Consider the following 16937-nt stretch of genomic DNA (forward strand, 5'->3'; position numbering starts at 1 on the left):
CCGGAGTGACGTCTCGGCAGACATGGTGACGTCTCCGTCGACCTAGGTGACGCTTCGGCTGGCCGGGGTGACGCCTCGGCCGACCGGGGTGACGCTTCGGCCGACGGGGGTGACGCTTCGGCGGTCTGTCAGTCGTCCTGAGTCTTGCCCGGGAGGTCGAGCATGCGCTGCAGGGCGAGCTTGGCGTAGTGCTCGGTGTCGGGGTCGACCTCGATGCGGTTGATGACCTGACCCTCGACGAGGGACTCGAGGGCCCAGACGAGGTGGGGGAGGTCGATGCGGTTCATCGTCGAGCAGTAGCAGACGGTGCGGTCGAGGAAGACGATCCGCTTGTCCGGGTGGGCGTTGGCGAGGCGCTTGACCAGGTTGAGCTCGGTGCCGACCGCCCAGGCGGAGCCGGGAGGAGCGGCCTCGATGGTCGAGATGATGAACTCGGTCGAGCCCACGAGGTCGGCCTTGAGGACGACCTCGTGCTGGCACTCGGGGTGGACCAGGATCTGCACGCCCGGGATCTCGGCGCGCAGGTCGTCGATGGTGTCGGGGGAGAAGCGGCCGTGCACCGAGCAGTGGCCCTTCCACAGGATGATCTTGGCGGCCTTCAGTTCCTCGGCGGTCACGCCGCCGCCGGGCTTGAGCGGGTCCCAGACCACGCAGTCGTCCAGCGACATGCCGAGCTTGAGCACGGCGGTGTTGCGGCCAAGGTGCTGGTCGGGGAAGAAGAGGACCTTGGCGCCCCCATCGGATTCAGGCTTCTGCTCGAAGGCCCACTCCAGCACGGCCTGCGCGTTGGAGGAGGTGCACACGACGCCGTCGTGGCGTCCGCAGAACGCCTTGATGTCGGCGGAGGAGTTCATGTAGGTCACCGGTACGACCTGCTCGGCGACCCCGGCCTCCGAGAGCGCCTCCCAGGCCTTCTCGACCTGGCCCAGGCGCGCCATGTCGGCCATCGAGCACCCGGCAGCGAGGTCGGGGAGGATGACCGCCTGCGAGGGCGAGGTGAGGATGTCGGCCGACTCGGCCATGAAGTGCACGCCGCAGAAGACGATGTACTCCGCGTCCGGCCGGGCAGCGGCGTCGCGCGCGAGCTTGAAGGAGTCCCCGGTCACGTCGGCGAACTGGATGACCTCGTCGCGCTGGTAGTGGTGCCCCAGGACGAACACACGCTCGCCGAGCTTCTCCTTGGCGGCGAGCGCGCGCTTGACCAGGTCGGGGTCGGAGGCCGCCGGCAGGTCACCGGGGCACTCGACGCCACGCTCGGAGTTCAGGTCGGTGCCGCGCCCCAGGGGGAGCAGCGGGAGGTCGACAGTCGTCATGATGACGATAATACATGTCGAGGACTCGGCTCTCCGGTGGCGTGGGTCACATGGTGGTACCGATCAAGCACGCAGCGGGCGCACGGCGTCCCAGGCGGGGTCGGTGTCGACCCGGGTGACGACGTCGCCGTGGGCCCAGCCGCCGACCGTCTCCTCGAGCCGTTGCGGCGCGGAGGTGGTGGGGTCGACGTAGGCGTGGAGAAGGCGTACGCCGTTGGTGGTCTCGTGGGCCACGACCCGGCCGTCGGGGCCCAGGGTCGAGGTGAGCCGGTCCTCGAGCTGGCCGAGCTCACGCAGGGCGTCGGCCGAGGGCAGGCCCCGCTCGGCGAAGCCGACGTAGGGGACCATCACGCCGACGTGATGGGTCAGGTTGGGTGCGGTGACCGGGTGCAGCGGGACGACCGCGCTCGCGATCACCGGCCCCTGCGGGCTCTCCCCGTGCAGCAGCACCCAGGCCGGGTTGCCGTCGGGGTCGACGTACTCCTTGCGGAGATTGCGTACGGCGACGCGCAGCCCGTCGAGGCCGAAGCCGTCGCGGGGCCGGGCGGTGGTGGTCTCGACCTCGCCGATCCACAGCTCCGTGCTGGACTCGCCCAGCGCCGTGTCGAGGGCGTGGAAGGCGACCTGGAGCCGGGCGTCCTCGGCGAGGTCGGGGAAGGTCGGGTGGTAGAGGGCGAGGTCGAAGTGGGCGCCGCGCTGCCGCGCGCCGACCAGCACGTCGGCGAGCCGGATCGCGGCGCCGCCGGGAGTGGTGAGCACCGCCTCGACCGGGTCGTCGAGGGGCGGGCGCTGGTCGCTGAACTCCCAGGGCGAGACACCGTCGGGCTCGGGAGCGGCGAGCAGCCAGCGGCGAGCCAGCGCACGATGGTCCGGGTTGCCGCCGGCCGAGACGACCAGCAGCCGCCCGCCCAACGGCCCGGGGCCGACCTCCCAGCTCAGGCCCGCCTCCATCGCGTCGACCCGTCTGGCCAGCACCGCGACGAGAGCCTGCTGGTCGTCGGCGTCGAGCGCCGCACCGCAGGCCAGAGCGCCCTTCTGGGCCCACCAGCTCCAGAACGCGCTGATCCGCCTGCTCTCTGAGTCACCGGCCCGGCGACGCCCGAAGATCCGCACGAAACGACCTTAACGCGACGCATGCTGAATGGTTACGACACCGAAAACCTCGGCGGGAACACCCACAGCTTCCGTGCGCGGGTAGGTTTCGGCCATGCGAGTGCTGATCGCCCCCGACAAGTACGCAGGCACGCTCACCGCCTCCCAGGCGGCCGCCGCGATCGCGGAGGGCTGGCGGCGTACGGCACCCCGGGACGAGCTCTCGCTCGCGCCGATGGCGGACGGCGGCCCGGGATTCCTCGAGCTGCTGCACGAGGTCCTCGGTGGCGACCTGCGCGAGGTCGAGGTCAGGGGCCCGCACGGTGAGCCGGTGACCGCACAGGTGCTGGTCGACGGCGAGACCGCCTACCTCGAGTCGGCTCAGGTCGCCGGACTGCACCTGACCGGCGGGAAGGGGGCGGAGCGGGCCAGCTCGTACGGCGTGGGGCAGCTGCTCCTCGCCGCCCGTGACGCCGGAGCCGGCACGGTCGTCGTCGGCCTCGGCGGCTCCGGCACGAGCGATGGGGGAGCGGGCCTGCTCGCCGCGCTGGGCGCCACCGCGGACCGGCCGCTCGATGCCGGCGTCGCCGGGCTCGAGGGCGTCACCGAGGTCACGCTCCCCGAGCCGCTGGGCCTCGAGATCGTGATCGCCAGCGACGTGGACAACCCGCTGACCGGTCTCTTCGGCGCGGTCAAGGTCTACGGCGCGCAGAAGGGGCTGGCCGAGGAGGCCATGCCCCGCTGGGACGGCGCCCTCCAGGACCTGGCCGCCGCCACCTCACGGAAGACCGCGACAGAGAAGGGCGCCGGGGCGGCCGGTGGCATGGGGTTCGCGCTGCTCCTCCTCGGCGCCACCCGGCGCCCGGGCTTCGACGTCGTCGCCGAACTGCTGGGCCTGCCCGAGCTGGCCGCCGGGACCGACCTGGTGATCACCGGTGAGGGTTCCTTCGACCCGCAGAGCGCGGCCGGGAAGGTGCCGGCCGGGGTGGCCAGACTGGCCGAGCAGGCGCTGCGGCCCTGCATCGTGCTGGCCGGCAGGGTCAGCATGAGCGGGCGGGAGATGCGTACGCTCGGCATCGACGCCGCCTACTCGCTCATCGACAGCGTGGGCGAGGAGCAGGCGCTCGGGCAGGCGTACGACTCCCTGGCCCAGGTCGCCGCCAGGGTGGCCCGGACGTGGTCCGCCGACCATCGGGAATAACCGAGGATGTGCGACGATTGACCCTGAGACACACCCGCACCCACGCACAGGGAGCCCAGCTACATGACCGAGCAGACGACCGAACGCCGCGCCGACTCCATCAACCTGAGTGACGTTGCCGCCGCGAAGGTGAAGAGCCTCCTGGAGCAGGAAGGCCGCGACGACCTGAGCCTGCGCATCTCCGTGCAGCCCGGTGGCTGCTCCGGCCTGCGCTACCAGCTCTTCTTCGACGAGCGCACCCTCGACGGTGACGTCGTCACCGACTTCGACGGTGTCTCCGTCGTGGTCGACCGGATGAGCGTCCCCTACCTCAACGGCGCCATGATCGACTTCGTGGACAGCATCGAGAAGCAGGGGTTCACCATCGACAACCCCAACGCCACCGGCTCCTGCGCCTGCGGCGACTCGTTCCACTGAGTCCCACGACGTCAGCAGCCCCTGCCTGGTAGGCAGGGGCTGCTGGTATTTGGTGGCCTCCTCGTTGCGGGAGGCCCAGACCGATCAGGTCAGGGCGAGGCCGTCGGCGACGTGGCCGCAGCTCTCGAGCAGGGCGGCGTCGCGCGGCTCGCGGGCCTGCATCCGCACGACGGGGGCGGGGCGGGCGGCTTCGCGGGCCCGGGGCGCTGGCAGGCGCAGCGCGCTGTCGGCGGCGGCACAGTCGGCGCAGAGCTGCGCGGGGCTGTCGAGGTCGTCGTACGGAACGCGCATGTCTGTCATGCAAACGACGGTAAGCACTACCAATCAGTAGCAGAAGGCCGACTCGGCGGTAATATTCACCTCCTGTCCACGGCCGAGCCTTAACATCGCCCGCGCTCTCGCCGGTAGGGTTCCGCGCATGTCCGGTTCACTCCTGATCGCAGGCTCCATCGCCACTGACCACCTGATGAGCTTCGGTGGAAAGTTCGCCGATTCGCTGGTCGCCGACCAGCTCGACAAGCTCTCGGTGAGCTTCCTGGTCAACGACCTCGAGATCCGCCGTGGCGGTGTCGGCGCCAACATCTCCTTCGGCCTGGCCAACCTCGGCCTCGCGCCGGTGCTCGTGGGCGCGGTCGGCGAGGACTTCGCCGACTACCGCTCCTGGCTCGAGCGCCACGGCGTCAACTGCGACCACCTCCGCGTCTCCGAGACGCTGCACACCGCGCGGTTCGTGTGCACCACCGACACCGCGATGGCGCAGTTCGCCAGCTTCTACCCGGGAGCGATGGCCGAGGCGCGCGAGATCGAGCTCGGCCCGATCGCCGAGAAGGTCGGCGAGCCGGCGTTCGTGCTGATCGCGCCGGACGACCCCGACGCGATGAAGCGCCACACCCAGGAGGCGCGCCAGCGCGGCTACACCTTCATCTCCGACCCGAGCCAGCAGCTCGCGTTCGGCGACGGTGAGCTCATCCGCGAGCTGGTCGACGGCGCCGCCTACCTGTTCACCAACGAGTACGAGTCGCACGTGCTCCAGCAGAAGACCGAGTGGTCCGCCGACGAGGTCCTCGCACGCGTGGGCACCCAGGTCACCACGCTCGGCAAGGACGGCGTACGCATCCAGCGCAAGGGCGAGGACGCGATCGAGCTGCCCGCAGCGAAGAACGTCGACGCGGTCGAGCCCACCGGGGTCGGCGACGCCTTCCGGGCCGGGTTCCTGGCCGCGCTGGCGTGGGACTGCGAGCTGGAGCAGGCCGCCGAGGTCGGCTGCGTCCTCGCCGCCTACTGCGTCGAGACCGTCGGCCCGCAGGAGTACTCCTTCACCGCCGAGGAGTTCGTCGCCCGGGTCCGCGAGTCCTACGGCGACACCGCCGCCGACCAGATCGCCCCGCACATCAAGAACTGATCCGAGTCAGCTGAGGCGGCGTATCCGGTAGACGGGTACGCCGTCCTCTGCTTCCACCTCGCCGACGAACTCCTGCCCGCGCATGCGAGCCCAGGCGGGTACGTCGTGGTGGGCCGCGACGTCGTCGGCCGCGACGGCGATGACCTCGCCGACCTGGACGTCGCCGAGGTGGCGGCCGAGCTCGATGATCGGTCGCGGGCAGGCCTGGCCGCGGCAGTCGAGGATGACAGCCGGCGCGCTCACAGTCCGGCCTCCGCGCGCAGGTCCTTGACGATCCCGGGCAGTGCGTCGAGCACGCGCTCCACATCCTCTCGCGTCGTGTCGCGGGTCAGCGACAGCCGAACGTTACCGTGTGTCAGCGCTCCCATGGCAGCCAGTACGCGAGAGGGTTCGCGGGTGTCCGAGGTGCAGGCCGAGCCGCTGGCGACACCGGCGCCGATGCGGTCCAGCGCGGTCACCAGCGCCTCGCCGTCGACGTACAGCGCCGAGAACGTCACCAGGTGGGGGAGCCGGCCCTCGTCGGGCCCGGCGACGTCCACGTCCGGGATCTCGGTCCGGACCCGTTCCCTGACCAGCGCGACCAGCTCGTGCTGGCGGGCATTGACCTCCTCGCGCTCGGCGACCACCGCCTGGAGCGCCGCCGCGGCCGCCAGTGCCCCGGGGATGTTCGTGAACCCCTGATCCGTACGCGACCACTCATCGCCCGGGAACGGCCAGCGCCACCGGGCCGACCTGCGCACGACCAGCACGCCCACGCCGCCGGGGCCGCCCCACTTGCGGGCGGAGCCGGCGATCACCTCTCCGACCGCGGGCAGCGGGAGCCGCCCCATGGAGGCGCCGGCGTCGACGAAGAGCGACGCCGGGCCGAGGGTGGCGGCGACCTCGTCGAGGGGCTGGAGCGTGCCGACCTCGTGGTTGGCCTGCTGGACGGCGACCACGTCGACCTCTCCGGCCGAGACGGCCTCGCGCACGGCGGCCACCTCGACACGTGCCTCGCTGTCGACGGCCAGCTCCGTGACGGGGGAGCGCTGCGCCCATCGGGCGGCGTCGACGACCGCCTGGTGCTCGACGGCACTGTGACCGATGCCACGTGATCCGAGCCCGAGCACGCCGGCGTGCACGGCGGCGGTCCCCGAGGATGTGAAAAGCACCTCATCGCGACGCACTCCCAACGCCTCGGCGACGACCTCGCGGGCGTTCGCGAGCAGCAGCCCCGCGTTACGGGCCGGCCGGTGGAGGCGGCGGGGGTCGGCGTACCCCTGATCGGCCGCGGCCAGAAGCACTTCCCGCGCCGCGGGATGGAGCGGTTCGGCCGAGGCGGCGTCGAGGTAGGTGAAGCTGTCGGTCACAGAACCCAACGGTAGCCAAGGGCGACATGAGGAACCCCTGAAGATGATTCCCGAGCTGCTCGCGGTAGTCTGCCGACATCTGAGTGTTCGCATGAGAGAGAGGCTCGTAGTGGGTCTGCACTTGCCAGGGGCCGGATCGACTCCGTCCCACGCCCGCGCCCGACGTGGTGCGCTGGTGGCGACGCTGACGGCCGGCGCCCTCCTGCTGAGTGGCTGTTCGGACGAGGCGGCGCGATTCGGCTTCCCGGAGCCACGGTCCGAGCAGGGGGAACACAACCTTGCCCTGTGGCAGGGCGCGTGGATCGCCGCGCTGATCACCGGTGTCCTGACCTGGGGGCTCATCTTCTGGGCGATCTGGCGCTACCGGCGCCGCAGCGACGCCGACATCCCGGTCCAGACGCGTTACAACCTGCCGTTGGAGATCTTCTACACGATCGCCCCGGTCCTGATGGTGATCGTCTTCTTCGACCACACCGTCAAGGTTCAGAACGAGATGCTGGACGACGGCAACCCGACCAACGTGATCGAGGTGACCGGCCAGCAGTGGCAGTGGACCTTCAACCACGGCATCGGTGAGCCCGACCTGAGCGCGGACGACAACCTCGTCGACGACGAGTTCGCCTACGACAGCTACGGCTACGTCGTCGGCACCGGCTCGCACATCCCGACGCTGGTCCTCCCGGAGAAGACCACCACGCGGTTCAACCTGCGCTCGGCCGACGTCATCCACAACTTCGGTGTCCCGGAGTTCGGTATGAAGATGGACGTCGTCCCGGGTCGGGTGAACCACTACTCGATCACCACGAAGGAGGCCACGGCCACCTTCGACCCGGGTGCCGAGGACCTCATCGACGGCACCACCTTCCGGGGTGCCTGCTACGAGCTCTGCGGCGTCTACCACGCCCGGATGATCTTCAAGGTCGCGATCCTTTCCGAGAGCGACTACAAGTCCTACGTCGACACGCTGGCGCAGAACGGCTTCGAGGCCGAGCGTCCGCTGCTCGGTGGTGGCAAGTCCACCCGCCCCGCCGACGACGTCGCCGCTCACAACGAGGAGGAGGGCGAGTGACTGCCACCGCTGCACCCCCAGTCGCCGGCGGCCGCAAGCCGCTCGGCACGCTGATCTACCAGCTGCTGACCACCACCGATCACAAGCTGATCGGCAAGATGTACCTGGTCACGTCGTTCTTCTGGTTCCTGGTCGGCGGCCTGATGGCGCTGCTGATGCGTTCGGAGCTGGCGTTCCCGGGACAGCAGGTCGTCAACGACGAGCTGTTCAACCAGCTGTTCACGATGCACGGCACGATCATGCTGCTGCTCTTCGCGACGCCGCTGTTCTTCGGCTTCTCCAACGTCATCATGCCGCTGCAGATCGGCGCTCCTGACGTCGCCTTCCCGCGACTCAACATGTTCAGCTACTGGCTCTACCTCTTCGGTGGTCTGATCGCGGCCAGCGGCTTCTTCACCCCGACCGGCGCGGCCGACTTCGGCTGGTTCGCCTACACGCCGCTCTCCAGCGCGCAGTACTCGCCGGGTGTCGGTGGCGACCTGTGGATCATGGGCCTCTACATGAGTGGTCTGGGCACGATCCTCGGCTCGGTCAACTTCATCACCACGATCATCTGCATGCGGGCGCCGGGCATGACCATGTTCCGGATGCCGATCTTCACCTGGAACACCCTGATCACCGCGCTGCTCGCGCTGATCGCGTTCCCGATCCTGGCCGCCGCGCTGCTGATGCTCGAGTCCGACCGCCAGTTCGGCTCCCACGTCTTCGATGCCGCCCATGGTGGCCCGATTCTGTGGCAACACCTGTTCTGGTTCTTCGGTCACCCCGAGGTCTACATCATCGCGCTGCCGTTCTTCGGCATCATCTCCGAGATCCTCCCGGTCTTCAGCCGCAAGCCGATCTTCGGCTACGTCGGTCTGGTCGCCGCGACCCTCGGCATCGCGATCCTCTCGGTGGCGGTGTGGGCGCACCACATGTTCGTCACCGGCGCGGTCAACCTGCCGTTCTTCTCCGGCATGACGTTCCTGATCGCGGTGCCGACAGGCGTGAAGTTCTTCAACTGGATCGGCACGATGTGGGGCGGATCGGTCAGTTTCGACACCCCGATGCTCTGGTCGATCGGCTTCCTGACGACCTTCCTCTTCGGTGGTCTGACCGGCATCATCCTGGCGAGCCCGCCGCTCGACTTCCAGGTCTCCGACTCCTACTTCGTGGTCGCGCACTTCCACTACGTGGTCTTCGGAACCGTCGTGTTCGCGATGTTCGCCGGCTTCTACTTCTGGTGGCCGAAGATGACCGGCCGGATGCTCGACGAGCGCCTCGGCAAGGTCCACTTCTGGCTGCTGTTCGTCGGCTTCCACGCGACCTTCCTGGTCCAGCACTGGCTCGGTGTCGAGGGCATGCAGCGGCGTATCGCCGACTACCTGCCCAGCGACGGGTTCACCTTCCTGAACCAGTTCTCGACGGTGGGCGCGTTCCTGCTGAGCCTGTCGATGCTGCCCTTCTTCTACAACCTCTACGTCTCCCGCAACGCCCCCAAGGTCGAGGTGGATGACCCCTGGGGTTGGGGTCGCTCGCTGGAGTGGGCCACCGCCTGCCCGGCGCCGCGCCACAACTTCGTCTCCATCCCGAAGATCCGTTCGGAGTCCCCGGCCTTCGACCTCCACCACCCGGAGATCGCCGCGCTGGAGCACGACGAAGACGATCTCGTCTCCACCAGCCCCAACAAGGAAGGCTGAGCCCGATGAAGTCTGAAGCCTGGATCTTCGTGGTCTGCACCGCCTTCATGGTGCTGGTCACGCCGGCCTACTGGTTCGTCACCTCGGCCTCCGAGGAGGGCGGCGACTGGACCGGCACCTCGGCGCTGGTGATGTGCACGCTGCTGTTCGCGATGATCACCATCTACCTCGGCTTCCACGCCATGAAGATGGACCCGCGTCCCGAGGACCGCGAGGACGGCGACATCGCCGAGGGCGCCGGGGAGTACGGCTTCTTCCCGCCGTTCTCCTGGTGGCCGCTGTGGGCCGCGCTCACCTTCGGCCTGGTCGTTCTGGCCGTCGCGATGGCCGCCTGGTGGCTGGTCATCATCGCCGCCGTGCTCGGCATGCTGGCCACCGCCGGCTGGAACTTCGAGTACTACCGAGGCGAGTTCAAGCACTGAGCAGCTGAACGTACGAGGGGCCCGATCCGGCAGGATCGGGCCCCTTGTCACGTCTTGGCCACCTCTTGGGGATGCCCGGTAGGGTTAACGCGCCCGCGCCCGGTTTCGGGGGCCGGGATACAACATCAGGTCTGGAGCAGCCGCACCGTGTCAACGCAGTCACCGTTTCACCGCCCGTCCCTGCTCGCCCGTCGTCGGGTGCTGTTGACCACCGCGACCGCGGTTCTTGCCCCGGTGCTCGTCGCCTGCGGGGCCGACTCCGGTTCCAAGGAGCCCAAGAAGCCGGCCGAGCCGACGGTGCAGATCACGCCCAACATCGAGAACAACGCCACCGGCGTCGCGGTCGACAAGGTCGTCAAGGTCGATGTGGCCAAGGGGCGCCTCGACGAGGTCATGCTGACCGGTGCCAAGGGCACCAAGGTGCGGGGCACGATCACCGAGGACGGGCTCAGCTGGAGCGCGGGAGAGGTGCTCGAGCCGACCGCCTCCTACACCCTCTCGGTCACCGCCACCGGTGATGACGGGCTGGAGCAGACGAGCGAGGTCAAGTTCTCCACCGAGGATCTCGGCCTGGACCGCCAGACCTTCCCGTCGATCGCACCGCTCGACGGCGAGACGGTCGGCGTCGGGATGCCGATCATCGTGACGTACGACCTGCCGGTGAAGAACAAGGCCGCCTTCGAGAAGAAGATGATCGTCGAGTCGACCCCGAAGCAGGAGGGGTCGTGGTACTGGGTGAGCGACAAGGAAGTTCACTACCGCCCGCGCGACTACTGGCAGGCCAACTCCACGATCAACGTGAAGCTCAACATCAACTCGGTCCCCGCCGGTGGCGGGATCTTCGGCCAGAAGGACCGCGAGATCACGTTCAAGACCGGTGATGCCCACATCTACCGGGCCAACGCGCAGACCCACCAGATGGAGGTCTTCAAGAACGGGCAGAAGATCCGGACCATCCCGATCACGACCGGCAAGGAAGGGTTCATCACCCGTAGCGGCGTGAAGGTGATCATCGAGAAGTTCAAGCGCAAGACCATGAACTCCGAGACCATCGGGATCAACCAGGGCGACCGGGAGTACTACAACATGGAGGGCGTGAAGTGGGCCATGCGGCTGACGTTCTCCGGTGAGTTCATCCACGGCGCACCGTGGTCGGTCGCGCAGCAGGGCAACGCCAACGTCTCCCACGGCTGCACCGGGATGAGCGACGAGAACGCCAAGTTCCTCTACGACATGACCCGCCGCGGTGACGTCGTCGAGACGGTCGGCACCAACCGCCAGATGACCTTCGGCAACGGCTGGGGCGACTGGAACACCTCCTACGAGGAATACCGGGCGGGGTCTGCGCTCGCCTGAGTCGGCATTGTGCACTGCAGCAATTAGCGTGCGACATCATGCGGTTGATGCTTGCTTCCGTCCGTGGCTTTACTTACTTTCCACCTAATACGTAATCGCTTTGCGCAGGGCTGACCCCGACGGCCCGCGCTCTGGAAGGTGGACTCCTTGCCTCGGCCTGTGCTGGTGCTCGACCTGGACGGCACGGTGTGTCTCGGAGACACGCCCGCGCTCCTCTACGCCACCCGGGTGGCAGACCTCACCGACGCCCCTGAGGCGCTCCTGGAGACCACGGCAGCCTTCCTCGGGCAGAGACTGCCCGAGACCGCCCCGAAGACGCTCACAGGCGCTCAGGACGGCTATGAGGCGGTCAAGATCCTGGGCCTGGCGGCCGGTGTCTCCGAGGAGCAGCTCAGCGCTGCGTACGTCTCGAGCCGGGCGGCGATCAGCGAGGAGCCGGGCGACATCCGCACGCCCGAGGGGCTGGTCGACCTGCTCGGCGGGATCGACGCGCACCGGGTGATCCTGACCAACTCGCCCGGCGGGAGCGGGCTGGACGCGATCCTGGACCACCTCGGCGTACGCGACGTGGTCGACGAGGTGTGCACCGACGCGCTCAAGCCGACCCGGATGAAGGCGCACCTGGACTCCTTCCTCGACCGCGTCGGTGCCGCCGACACACCGGAGTGGTTGATGTCGGTCGGCGACATCTGGCGCAATGACCTTGCTCCCGCCGTCGAGCGTGGTTGTGTTGCTGCATACGTTGACGCCCTCGACCGCCGACAGGGACCGGCCCATGTTCGTGCAGGATCGTTCGTGGACCTGTACCCCGCAGTCTCGGACTGGTCGAGTGACCCGTCATCCTTCATAGCAGCTCACCCCCTCAAGGAGTCTGTCCAATGTTGAGAACCCCCAGGAACCGGTTGCTGGCGGTCGGTGCCGCCGCATCGCTCGCCCTCTCGCTCGCCGCCTGCGGCGGTGAGGACAGCACCGCGCCCGCGGAGGATCCCGAGGAGATCGTGCTGTCGCTGGTGCCCTCCGGCGACGTCGACTCGATCACCGAGAGCGCGAAGGGCCTGGAGTCGTTCCTCAGCGAGAAGATCGGGATCCCGGTACGCGCCGAGGTGACCGAGAGCTATGCCGCCGCGATCGTGGCGATGAAGGCCGACCAGGCCCAGGTCGCGATGCTCGGCCCAATCGGCATGGTCCAGGCCGAGGACCAGGCCGGTGCGGTGCCGGTCCTGCAGTCGGTGCGCTACGGCGCGGGGACCTATCACACCCAGTGGTTCACCAACGACCCCGAGACCTACTGCGCCGACGAGGTCACGGTGGTCGAGGGGTTCAAGTACTGCAACGGCACCGATGCCGCCAAGACCGGCCCCGTCGGCGAGGAGGCGATCGCCAAGATCAAGCCCGGCACCTCGATCGCCTTCGTCGACCAGGGCTCCGCCTCGGGCTACTACTACCCGGCCACCCAGTGGGGTCAGGTCACCGGTGGCGACGCGCTGGTCGACCTCGACGCCCAGTTCGCCGGCGACCATGACGCCGCGGTCCTGGCCGTGGCGCGCGGTGACTACCCGATCGGGGTGAGCTTCGACGATGCCCGCGAGGAGGTCGCGGCCGACGAGCCCAAGGTCGCCTCCGACGTGGTCGTGTTCGCCTACTCCACCGAGATCCCCAACGACGGCATCGTCGTCGCCGCCGGCCTGTCCAAGGAGCTGCGTACGAAGGTGACCGACGCGTTCACCGCGATGGCGAAGGACCCCAAGGGACTCAAGACGCTCGAGGCGGTCTACGAGATCGAGGGTCTCGAGAAGGTCGACACGGCGGCCCTGAAGAAGGCGAAGTCCGTGGAGGAGAACTTCGGCGAATGAGTGGCGGGCACAGCATCGTCTTCGACGACGTCTCGGTGGTCTACCCGAACGGCACCCGCGGCCTGGACAAGGTCTCCTTGACCATCCCGGCGGGGGAGTTCGTCGTGGTCGTCGGGCTCTCCGGAGCCGGTAAGTCGACGCTCGTCCGCACGATCAACGGCCTGGTGCCGGTCACCTCGGGATCGCTGTCGGTGGGCGGGACCGAGGTGGCCACGGCGCGCGGGCGCCGGCTGCGGCGGCTGCGTGCCGAGATCGGGATGATCTTCCAGGGGTTCAACCTGGTGACCCGTCGCTCGGTGATGGGCAACGTGCTCACCGGGAGGCTGCACGCGCAGTCGTGGGTGCACTCGGCTCTCGGGCTGCACACCAAGGCCGACAAGGAGATCGCCTTCGAGGCGCTGGAGCGCGTCGGGATCGTGGAGAAGGCGTGGGTACGCGCCTCCCAGCTCTCCGGCGGGCAGCAGCAGCGGGTCGCGATCGCCCGGGCCCTGGCGCAGCAGCCGTCGGTCGTGCTCGCCGACGAGCCGGTCGCCTCCCTGGACCCGCCGACGGCCAACCTGGTGATGCGTGACCTGCAACGGATCAACCGCGATCTGGGTATCACCACTGTGGTCAACCTGCACTTCCTCGATCTGGCGCGGCGCTACGCCGACCGGATCATCGGCATGCGCGCGGGTGAGGTGGTCTTCGACGGCCCGGCGACCGAGGCCGACGACGCCGTCTTCGAGAGGATCTACGGCCGCTCGCTGACGGCCGAGGACGTCCTGGCATGAGCGAGCGCAAGCGAGCGAAGCGAGCGACCGTGAGCCTCAGGCCGCCGCGTCCGTATTCTCCGCCCCTTCGTACGGGGACGGCGGCATGAGTCAGGCCACGCTCGACCGCCCCGGCGGCTCGCCGAAGCAGGTACGCCCTGCCCAGCCGCCGCCGAGCCCGCTGCTCGTCGGCGGCATCGTCGGCGCTGTCGCGGTGACCGTGGTCGCGGGTTGGGCGATCGACTTCTCGCTCACGCCGGTCATCGAGAAGTGGCCGATGCTGGTCATGATCCTCGAGGAGGTCGTGCACCCCGAGTGGGCGGAGATCACCGACCCGTCCTCGCGGCTGTGGACCGCGTTGAAGGAGACCGCGGCCATCGCGATCATCGCGACCTTCGTGGGCTCCCTGATCGCCCTCGGCGTGGCTCTGCTGGGCTCCAGGGTGAGCGCGCCTCCGGCGATCTACCGGGTCACCAAGTCGGTGATGTCGGTGATCCGGTCGCTGCCCGACATGGCCTACGCACTGGTCTTCGTCGCCGTCGTCACCGGCCCGCTCCCGGGCATCTTGGCGCTGACGATCTTCAACGTCGGCATCGTCGCCAAGCTGACCGCGGAGAGCATCGACGCCGTCGATCCCGGCCCGCTGGAGGCGCTCGATGCCGCCGGGGCCACCCGCTGGCAGCGCGCCCGCGTCGCGATCGTGCCCGCCGTGCTGCCCAACTACGCCTCGTACGTCCTCTATGTCTTCGAGCTCAACATCCGCGCCTCGGTGGTGCTGGGCGCGGTCGGCGCCGGTGGGGTCGGGCAGCTGATCATGCTCTACTTCAACCGGGCCGACTATCCCCGGCTCGCGGCGGTCGTGATCGTCATCTTCGTGGTGGTCATCGCGATCGACCTGTTCTCCCAGCTCCTGCGCCGGAGGCTGGTATGAGGCCGAAGCCACCGCCGAAGTGGCCCTACACCGTGGCCGGCCTGGCGCTGATCGGCCTCGTGCTGGTGGCCGGCTGGTCGCTGGACGACGCCAAGTGGGGGCGGCTGCCCCAGTTCCCCGGGGAGATCCTGCAGTACGCCGGCCAGATGCTCGACGGCGTGCTCACCTGGCCGGGAGCGCATCCCGAGGGCCAGGCCGACCCGGAGCTCACCTATGGGGACTGGTGGCTGCAGTCGCTGAAGCTGATGGGGGAGTCGGTGGCGCTCGCCTGGATCGGCACCTGCGTGGGGGCGCTGTTCTCGTTCCCGCTGGCCTTCCTGGCCGCCTCCACCACCGCGCCGCTGTTCCTGCGGGTGCCGGTGCGGCTCTTCTTCAACGCCATCCGCGCGGTCCCGGAGATCCTGCTCGCGGTGATCGTGATGCTGCCGCTGTTCGGGCTCAACCCGATGGCCGGGGCGATGGCGATCGGCATCCACTCGATCGGCTCCCTCGGCAAGCTGACGCTGGAGAACATCGAGGCGGTCGATCCGCGCCCCGTCGAGGCCGTGACCGCGGCCGGTGCGACGTGGTGGCAGCGGATCCGCACCGCGGTCATCCCGCAGATGATGCCGGAGACCGTCGCGTTCTGGCTCTACCGCTTCGAGGTGAACATCAGGGCAAGCGCAATCCTCGGCGTCGTGAGCGCCGGTGGAATTGGTGCGCTTTTAAACCGTGTCCTTCGGGGCAGAGAATGGGAGTGGGGTGGAATCATGCTAGCTGTGATCATCATCGTGACGATCCTGGTCGACCAGGCGTCAGCAGCACTGCGTCACCGGATCCTGCACGGCGCCGAAGCCGCGGTGGCGGCATGACGAGTGCGCCGGTTCTTCCAGCCATCCGAGCCGCGATGCCGCGGCTCAACCCTTCCGAGCGTGCGGTCGCCGAGGTCGTGCTGACCCGTTCGGAGTGGGCCATCGAGGCGACCACCGCCGAGATCGCCGCCGAGGCCTCGGTCTCGACCGCGACCGTGGTCAGAGCCGCGCAGAGACTCGGTTTCCGCGGCTTCCCGCACCTCAAGGTGCTGCTGGCGCGCGACCTGGGCACGGCCAAGACCGAGACCACCGAGGGCGGCAGCCCGCTGACGGTGGTGCGCTCGTTCTTCGCCGACATCGCCGACTCCGCCTCCGACATGGTCGGGCTCCTCTCGGAGGAGCAGGTGACCCGGGCCGTGGACCTGCTCGCGGAGGCGCGCTCGATCCTGGTCGCCGGCACGGGGGTCTCCTCGCCGGTCGCCCAGGACATCGCCATGAGACTGGCTTCCCAGGGCCTGAGCACCGTGGCGCCCGGCGATCATCTCGACCAGCTCATCCGGGCCCGTCTGCTCCAGCCTGGCGACGTCTGCGTGGTCGTCAGCGGCACCGGTGCCACTGCGCCCACCATCCAGGTCGCCCAGGCGGCCGTCGCCGGGGGAGCGGTTGTGGTCGCGCTGACCTCGTTCACCGGCACCCAGCTGACCAAGCTCGCCGAGGTCGAGCTGGTCACCCCGCAGGGCGGTCGCGCCGGTTTCCGTCAGGAGCTCGACTCGATCATCCGGATCCCGCAGCTCATCCTGGGCAACGCGCTCGTCGCCGCGGTGGCGGCCCGCGACCCGGAGGCCGCGGCCAACGTACGCGCCCGGGTGCTCGAGGTCGTCGGCGGCGAGCTCGACCCGCAGGGCTGAACCTCTAGAGGTACGCCGCGAGCAGCTCCGCCTCCGTGCGGAGCTGCTCGGCTTTTTCGCCCGCGCCGTGGGACTCCAGGTCCGTCGCGGCGCTCAGGCGCTCGGCCTGCTCGCCGGTGATGATGCCGCGGATGTCGTCGTCGCTCAGGTCGCGCCTGGCGGCCTCGGTCGCGCCCACGCCGATCGCGGCGCCGGCGATCGGGCCATCGCCCGAGAGGGCGGTCTCCACCACCGGCAGCGCCTCGGCGTTGGCGATGGCAGCCAGCGTCGAGCGGAGCACGGCTGTCGCGGCCGTGTCACGGGCCTTGCGGGCGGTGAGGAGGTCGGCTCGGAGGCGAGCCTGGAGGCCGGTCATGTGCCGGACTCTAGGGTCCGCGTCCCGACGCGGACAACCGGGTTTCG

Annotated in this window: 19 protein-coding genes; 13 read left to right on the forward strand and 6 right to left on the reverse strand. The window is 69.1% G+C overall.

The window, feature by feature from the left end; genetic code table 11:
* Window positions 1-128 precede the first annotated feature (128 nt).
* Both nadA and ACZ6WN_RS28350 read right to left on the reverse strand, forming a co-directional pair.
* A complete protein-coding gene (nadA, locus tag ACZ6WN_RS28345; protein ID WP_465869542.1) occupies window positions 129-1313 on the reverse strand; it encodes a quinolinate synthase NadA in 1185 nt (394 codons plus the stop codon).
* Window positions 1314-1376: 63 nt separating this feature from the next.
* Window positions 1377-2426, reverse strand: coding sequence for a DUF695 domain-containing protein (locus ACZ6WN_RS28350; protein WP_465869543.1), 1050 nt, complete (start codon window positions 2424-2426; stop codon window positions 1377-1379).
* Window positions 2427-2520: 94 nt separating this feature from the next.
* Between ACZ6WN_RS28350 and ACZ6WN_RS28355 the strand changes: the two genes are divergently transcribed.
* Complete coding sequence (locus ACZ6WN_RS28355; protein ID WP_465869544.1) at window positions 2521-3606, forward strand: glycerate kinase family protein; 1086 nt, start codon at window positions 2521-2523, stop codon at window positions 3604-3606.
* A gap of 63 nt (window positions 3607-3669) precedes the next feature.
* Window positions 3670-4023 (forward strand): iron-sulfur cluster insertion protein ErpA, encoded by a 354-nt coding sequence (erpA, locus tag ACZ6WN_RS28360; RefSeq protein WP_008363173.1) that lies wholly within the window; start codon window positions 3670-3672, stop codon window positions 4021-4023.
* 84 nt (window positions 4024-4107) lie between these two features.
* On the opposite strand, the gene ACZ6WN_RS28365 is transcribed toward erpA, so the two are convergent.
* The gene (locus ACZ6WN_RS28365; RefSeq protein WP_465869546.1) at window positions 4108-4323 is read right to left on the reverse strand and encodes a hypothetical protein; all 216 of its coding nucleotides are present in this window, start codon (window positions 4321-4323) and stop codon (window positions 4108-4110) included.
* 118 nt (window positions 4324-4441) lie between these two features.
* Here ACZ6WN_RS28365 and ACZ6WN_RS28370 point away from each other — a divergent pair, with 118 nt between their 5' ends.
* Window positions 4442-5425 carry a carbohydrate kinase family protein gene (locus tag ACZ6WN_RS28370; protein ID WP_465869547.1) on the forward strand — a complete coding sequence of 328 codons (984 nt, stop codon included), beginning with the start codon at window positions 4442-4444 and terminating at the stop codon, window positions 5423-5425.
* A gap of 6 nt (window positions 5426-5431) precedes the next feature.
* Here ACZ6WN_RS28370 and ACZ6WN_RS28375 read toward each other — a convergent pair whose 3' ends face one another.
* Both ACZ6WN_RS28375 and ACZ6WN_RS28380 read right to left on the reverse strand, forming a co-directional pair.
* Window positions 5432-5668, reverse strand: coding sequence for a sulfurtransferase TusA family protein (locus ACZ6WN_RS28375; protein ID WP_465869548.1), 237 nt, complete (start codon window positions 5666-5668; stop codon window positions 5432-5434).
* Entirely contained in the window at window positions 5665-6774 is a 1110-nt protein-coding gene (locus ACZ6WN_RS28380; protein WP_465869549.1) for a cysteine desulfurase family protein, read from the reverse strand. Before ACZ6WN_RS28380 ends, ACZ6WN_RS28375 begins: the two co-directional genes overlap by 4 nt.
* A 175-nt stretch (window positions 6775-6949) precedes the next feature.
* Between ACZ6WN_RS28380 and ctaC the strand changes: the two genes are divergently transcribed.
* From ctaC to ACZ6WN_RS28430, 10 genes are all read left to right on the forward strand, one after another.
* The gene (ctaC, locus tag ACZ6WN_RS28385; protein ID WP_465869550.1) at window positions 6950-7843 is read left to right on the forward strand and encodes an aa3-type cytochrome oxidase subunit II; all 894 of its coding nucleotides are present in this window, start codon (window positions 6950-6952) and stop codon (window positions 7841-7843) included.
* On the forward strand, window positions 7840-9522 hold the full coding sequence (gene ctaD, locus ACZ6WN_RS28390) for an aa3-type cytochrome oxidase subunit I (RefSeq protein ID WP_465869552.1): 1683 nt from the start codon (window positions 7840-7842) through the stop codon (window positions 9520-9522). Before ctaC ends, ctaD begins: the two co-directional genes overlap by 4 nt.
* Before the next feature lie 5 nt (window positions 9523-9527).
* Complete coding sequence (locus ACZ6WN_RS28395; RefSeq protein ID WP_465869553.1) at window positions 9528-9944, forward strand: cytochrome c oxidase subunit 4; 417 nt, start codon at window positions 9528-9530, stop codon at window positions 9942-9944.
* A gap of 147 nt (window positions 9945-10091) precedes the next feature.
* Window positions 10092-11300 (forward strand): L,D-transpeptidase, encoded by a 1209-nt coding sequence (locus ACZ6WN_RS28400; protein WP_465869555.1) that lies wholly within the window; start codon window positions 10092-10094, stop codon window positions 11298-11300.
* 147 nt (window positions 11301-11447) lie between these two features.
* Window positions 11448-12185 carry an HAD family hydrolase gene (locus tag ACZ6WN_RS28405; protein ID WP_465869557.1) on the forward strand — a complete coding sequence of 246 codons (738 nt, stop codon included), beginning with the start codon at window positions 11448-11450 and terminating at the stop codon, window positions 12183-12185.
* Entirely contained in the window at window positions 12179-13153 is a 975-nt protein-coding gene (gene phnD / locus ACZ6WN_RS28410; RefSeq protein WP_465869558.1) for a phosphate/phosphite/phosphonate ABC transporter substrate-binding protein, read from the forward strand. Before ACZ6WN_RS28405 ends, phnD begins: the two co-directional genes overlap by 7 nt.
* Window positions 13150-13926 (forward strand): phosphonate ABC transporter ATP-binding protein, encoded by a 777-nt coding sequence (gene phnC, locus ACZ6WN_RS28415; RefSeq protein WP_465869560.1) that lies wholly within the window; start codon window positions 13150-13152, stop codon window positions 13924-13926. Before phnD ends, phnC begins: the two co-directional genes overlap by 4 nt.
* 85 nt (window positions 13927-14011) lie before the next feature.
* Window positions 14012-14836, forward strand: a complete 825-nt coding sequence (gene phnE / locus ACZ6WN_RS28420; protein WP_465869561.1) for a phosphonate ABC transporter, permease protein PhnE — start codon at window positions 14012-14014, stop codon at window positions 14834-14836.
* Entirely contained in the window at window positions 14833-15687 is an 855-nt protein-coding gene (gene phnE / locus ACZ6WN_RS28425; protein WP_465869562.1) for a phosphonate ABC transporter, permease protein PhnE, read from the forward strand. Before phnE (ACZ6WN_RS28420) ends, phnE (ACZ6WN_RS28425) begins: the two co-directional genes overlap by 4 nt.
* Window positions 15684-16535 (forward strand): MurR/RpiR family transcriptional regulator, encoded by an 852-nt coding sequence (locus ACZ6WN_RS28430; protein WP_465869563.1) that lies wholly within the window; start codon window positions 15684-15686, stop codon window positions 16533-16535. The genes phnE (ACZ6WN_RS28425) and ACZ6WN_RS28430 overlap by 4 nt, the downstream gene beginning before the upstream one ends.
* Window positions 16536-16539: 4 nt before the next feature.
* Here the strand turns inward: ACZ6WN_RS28430 and ACZ6WN_RS28435 are convergent, their stop codons facing one another.
* Complete coding sequence (locus ACZ6WN_RS28435; protein ID WP_465869564.1) at window positions 16540-16890, reverse strand: GatB/YqeY domain-containing protein; 351 nt, start codon at window positions 16888-16890, stop codon at window positions 16540-16542.
* Between the last annotated feature and the right edge of the window lie 47 nt (window positions 16891-16937).

Source organism: Nocardioides sp. NPDC054178 (assembly GCF_055585005.1).

Coding starts and splice junctions, on each gene's coding strand:
- nadA (WP_465869542.1), bottom strand. CDS start 1,313: ATGACGACTGTCGACCTCCCGCTGCTCCCCCTGGGGCGCGGCACCGAC.
- ACZ6WN_RS28355 (WP_465869544.1), top strand. CDS start 2,521: ATGCGAGTGCTGATCGCCCCCGACAAGTACGCAGGCACGCTCACCGCC.
- erpA (WP_008363173.1), top strand. CDS start 3,670: ATGACCGAGCAGACGACCGAACGCCGCGCCGACTCCATCAACCTGAGT.
- ACZ6WN_RS28365 (WP_465869546.1), bottom strand. CDS start 4,323: ATGACAGACATGCGCGTTCCGTACGACGACCTCGACAGCCCCGCGCAG.
- ACZ6WN_RS28370 (WP_465869547.1), top strand. CDS start 4,442: ATGTCCGGTTCACTCCTGATCGCAGGCTCCATCGCCACTGACCACCTG.
- ACZ6WN_RS28395 (WP_465869553.1), top strand. CDS start 9,528: ATGAAGTCTGAAGCCTGGATCTTCGTGGTCTGCACCGCCTTCATGGTG.
- phnD (WP_465869558.1), top strand. CDS start 12,179: ATGTTGAGAACCCCCAGGAACCGGTTGCTGGCGGTCGGTGCCGCCGCA.
- phnC (WP_465869560.1), top strand. CDS start 13,150: ATGAGTGGCGGGCACAGCATCGTCTTCGACGACGTCTCGGTGGTCTAC.
- phnE (WP_465869561.1), top strand. CDS start 14,012: ATGAGTCAGGCCACGCTCGACCGCCCCGGCGGCTCGCCGAAGCAGGTA.
- phnE (WP_465869562.1), top strand. CDS start 14,833: ATGAGGCCGAAGCCACCGCCGAAGTGGCCCTACACCGTGGCCGGCCTG.
- ACZ6WN_RS28430 (WP_465869563.1), top strand. CDS start 15,684: ATGACGAGTGCGCCGGTTCTTCCAGCCATCCGAGCCGCGATGCCGCGG.
- ACZ6WN_RS28435 (WP_465869564.1), bottom strand. CDS start 16,890: ATGACCGGCCTCCAGGCTCGCCTCCGAGCCGACCTCCTCACCGCCCGC.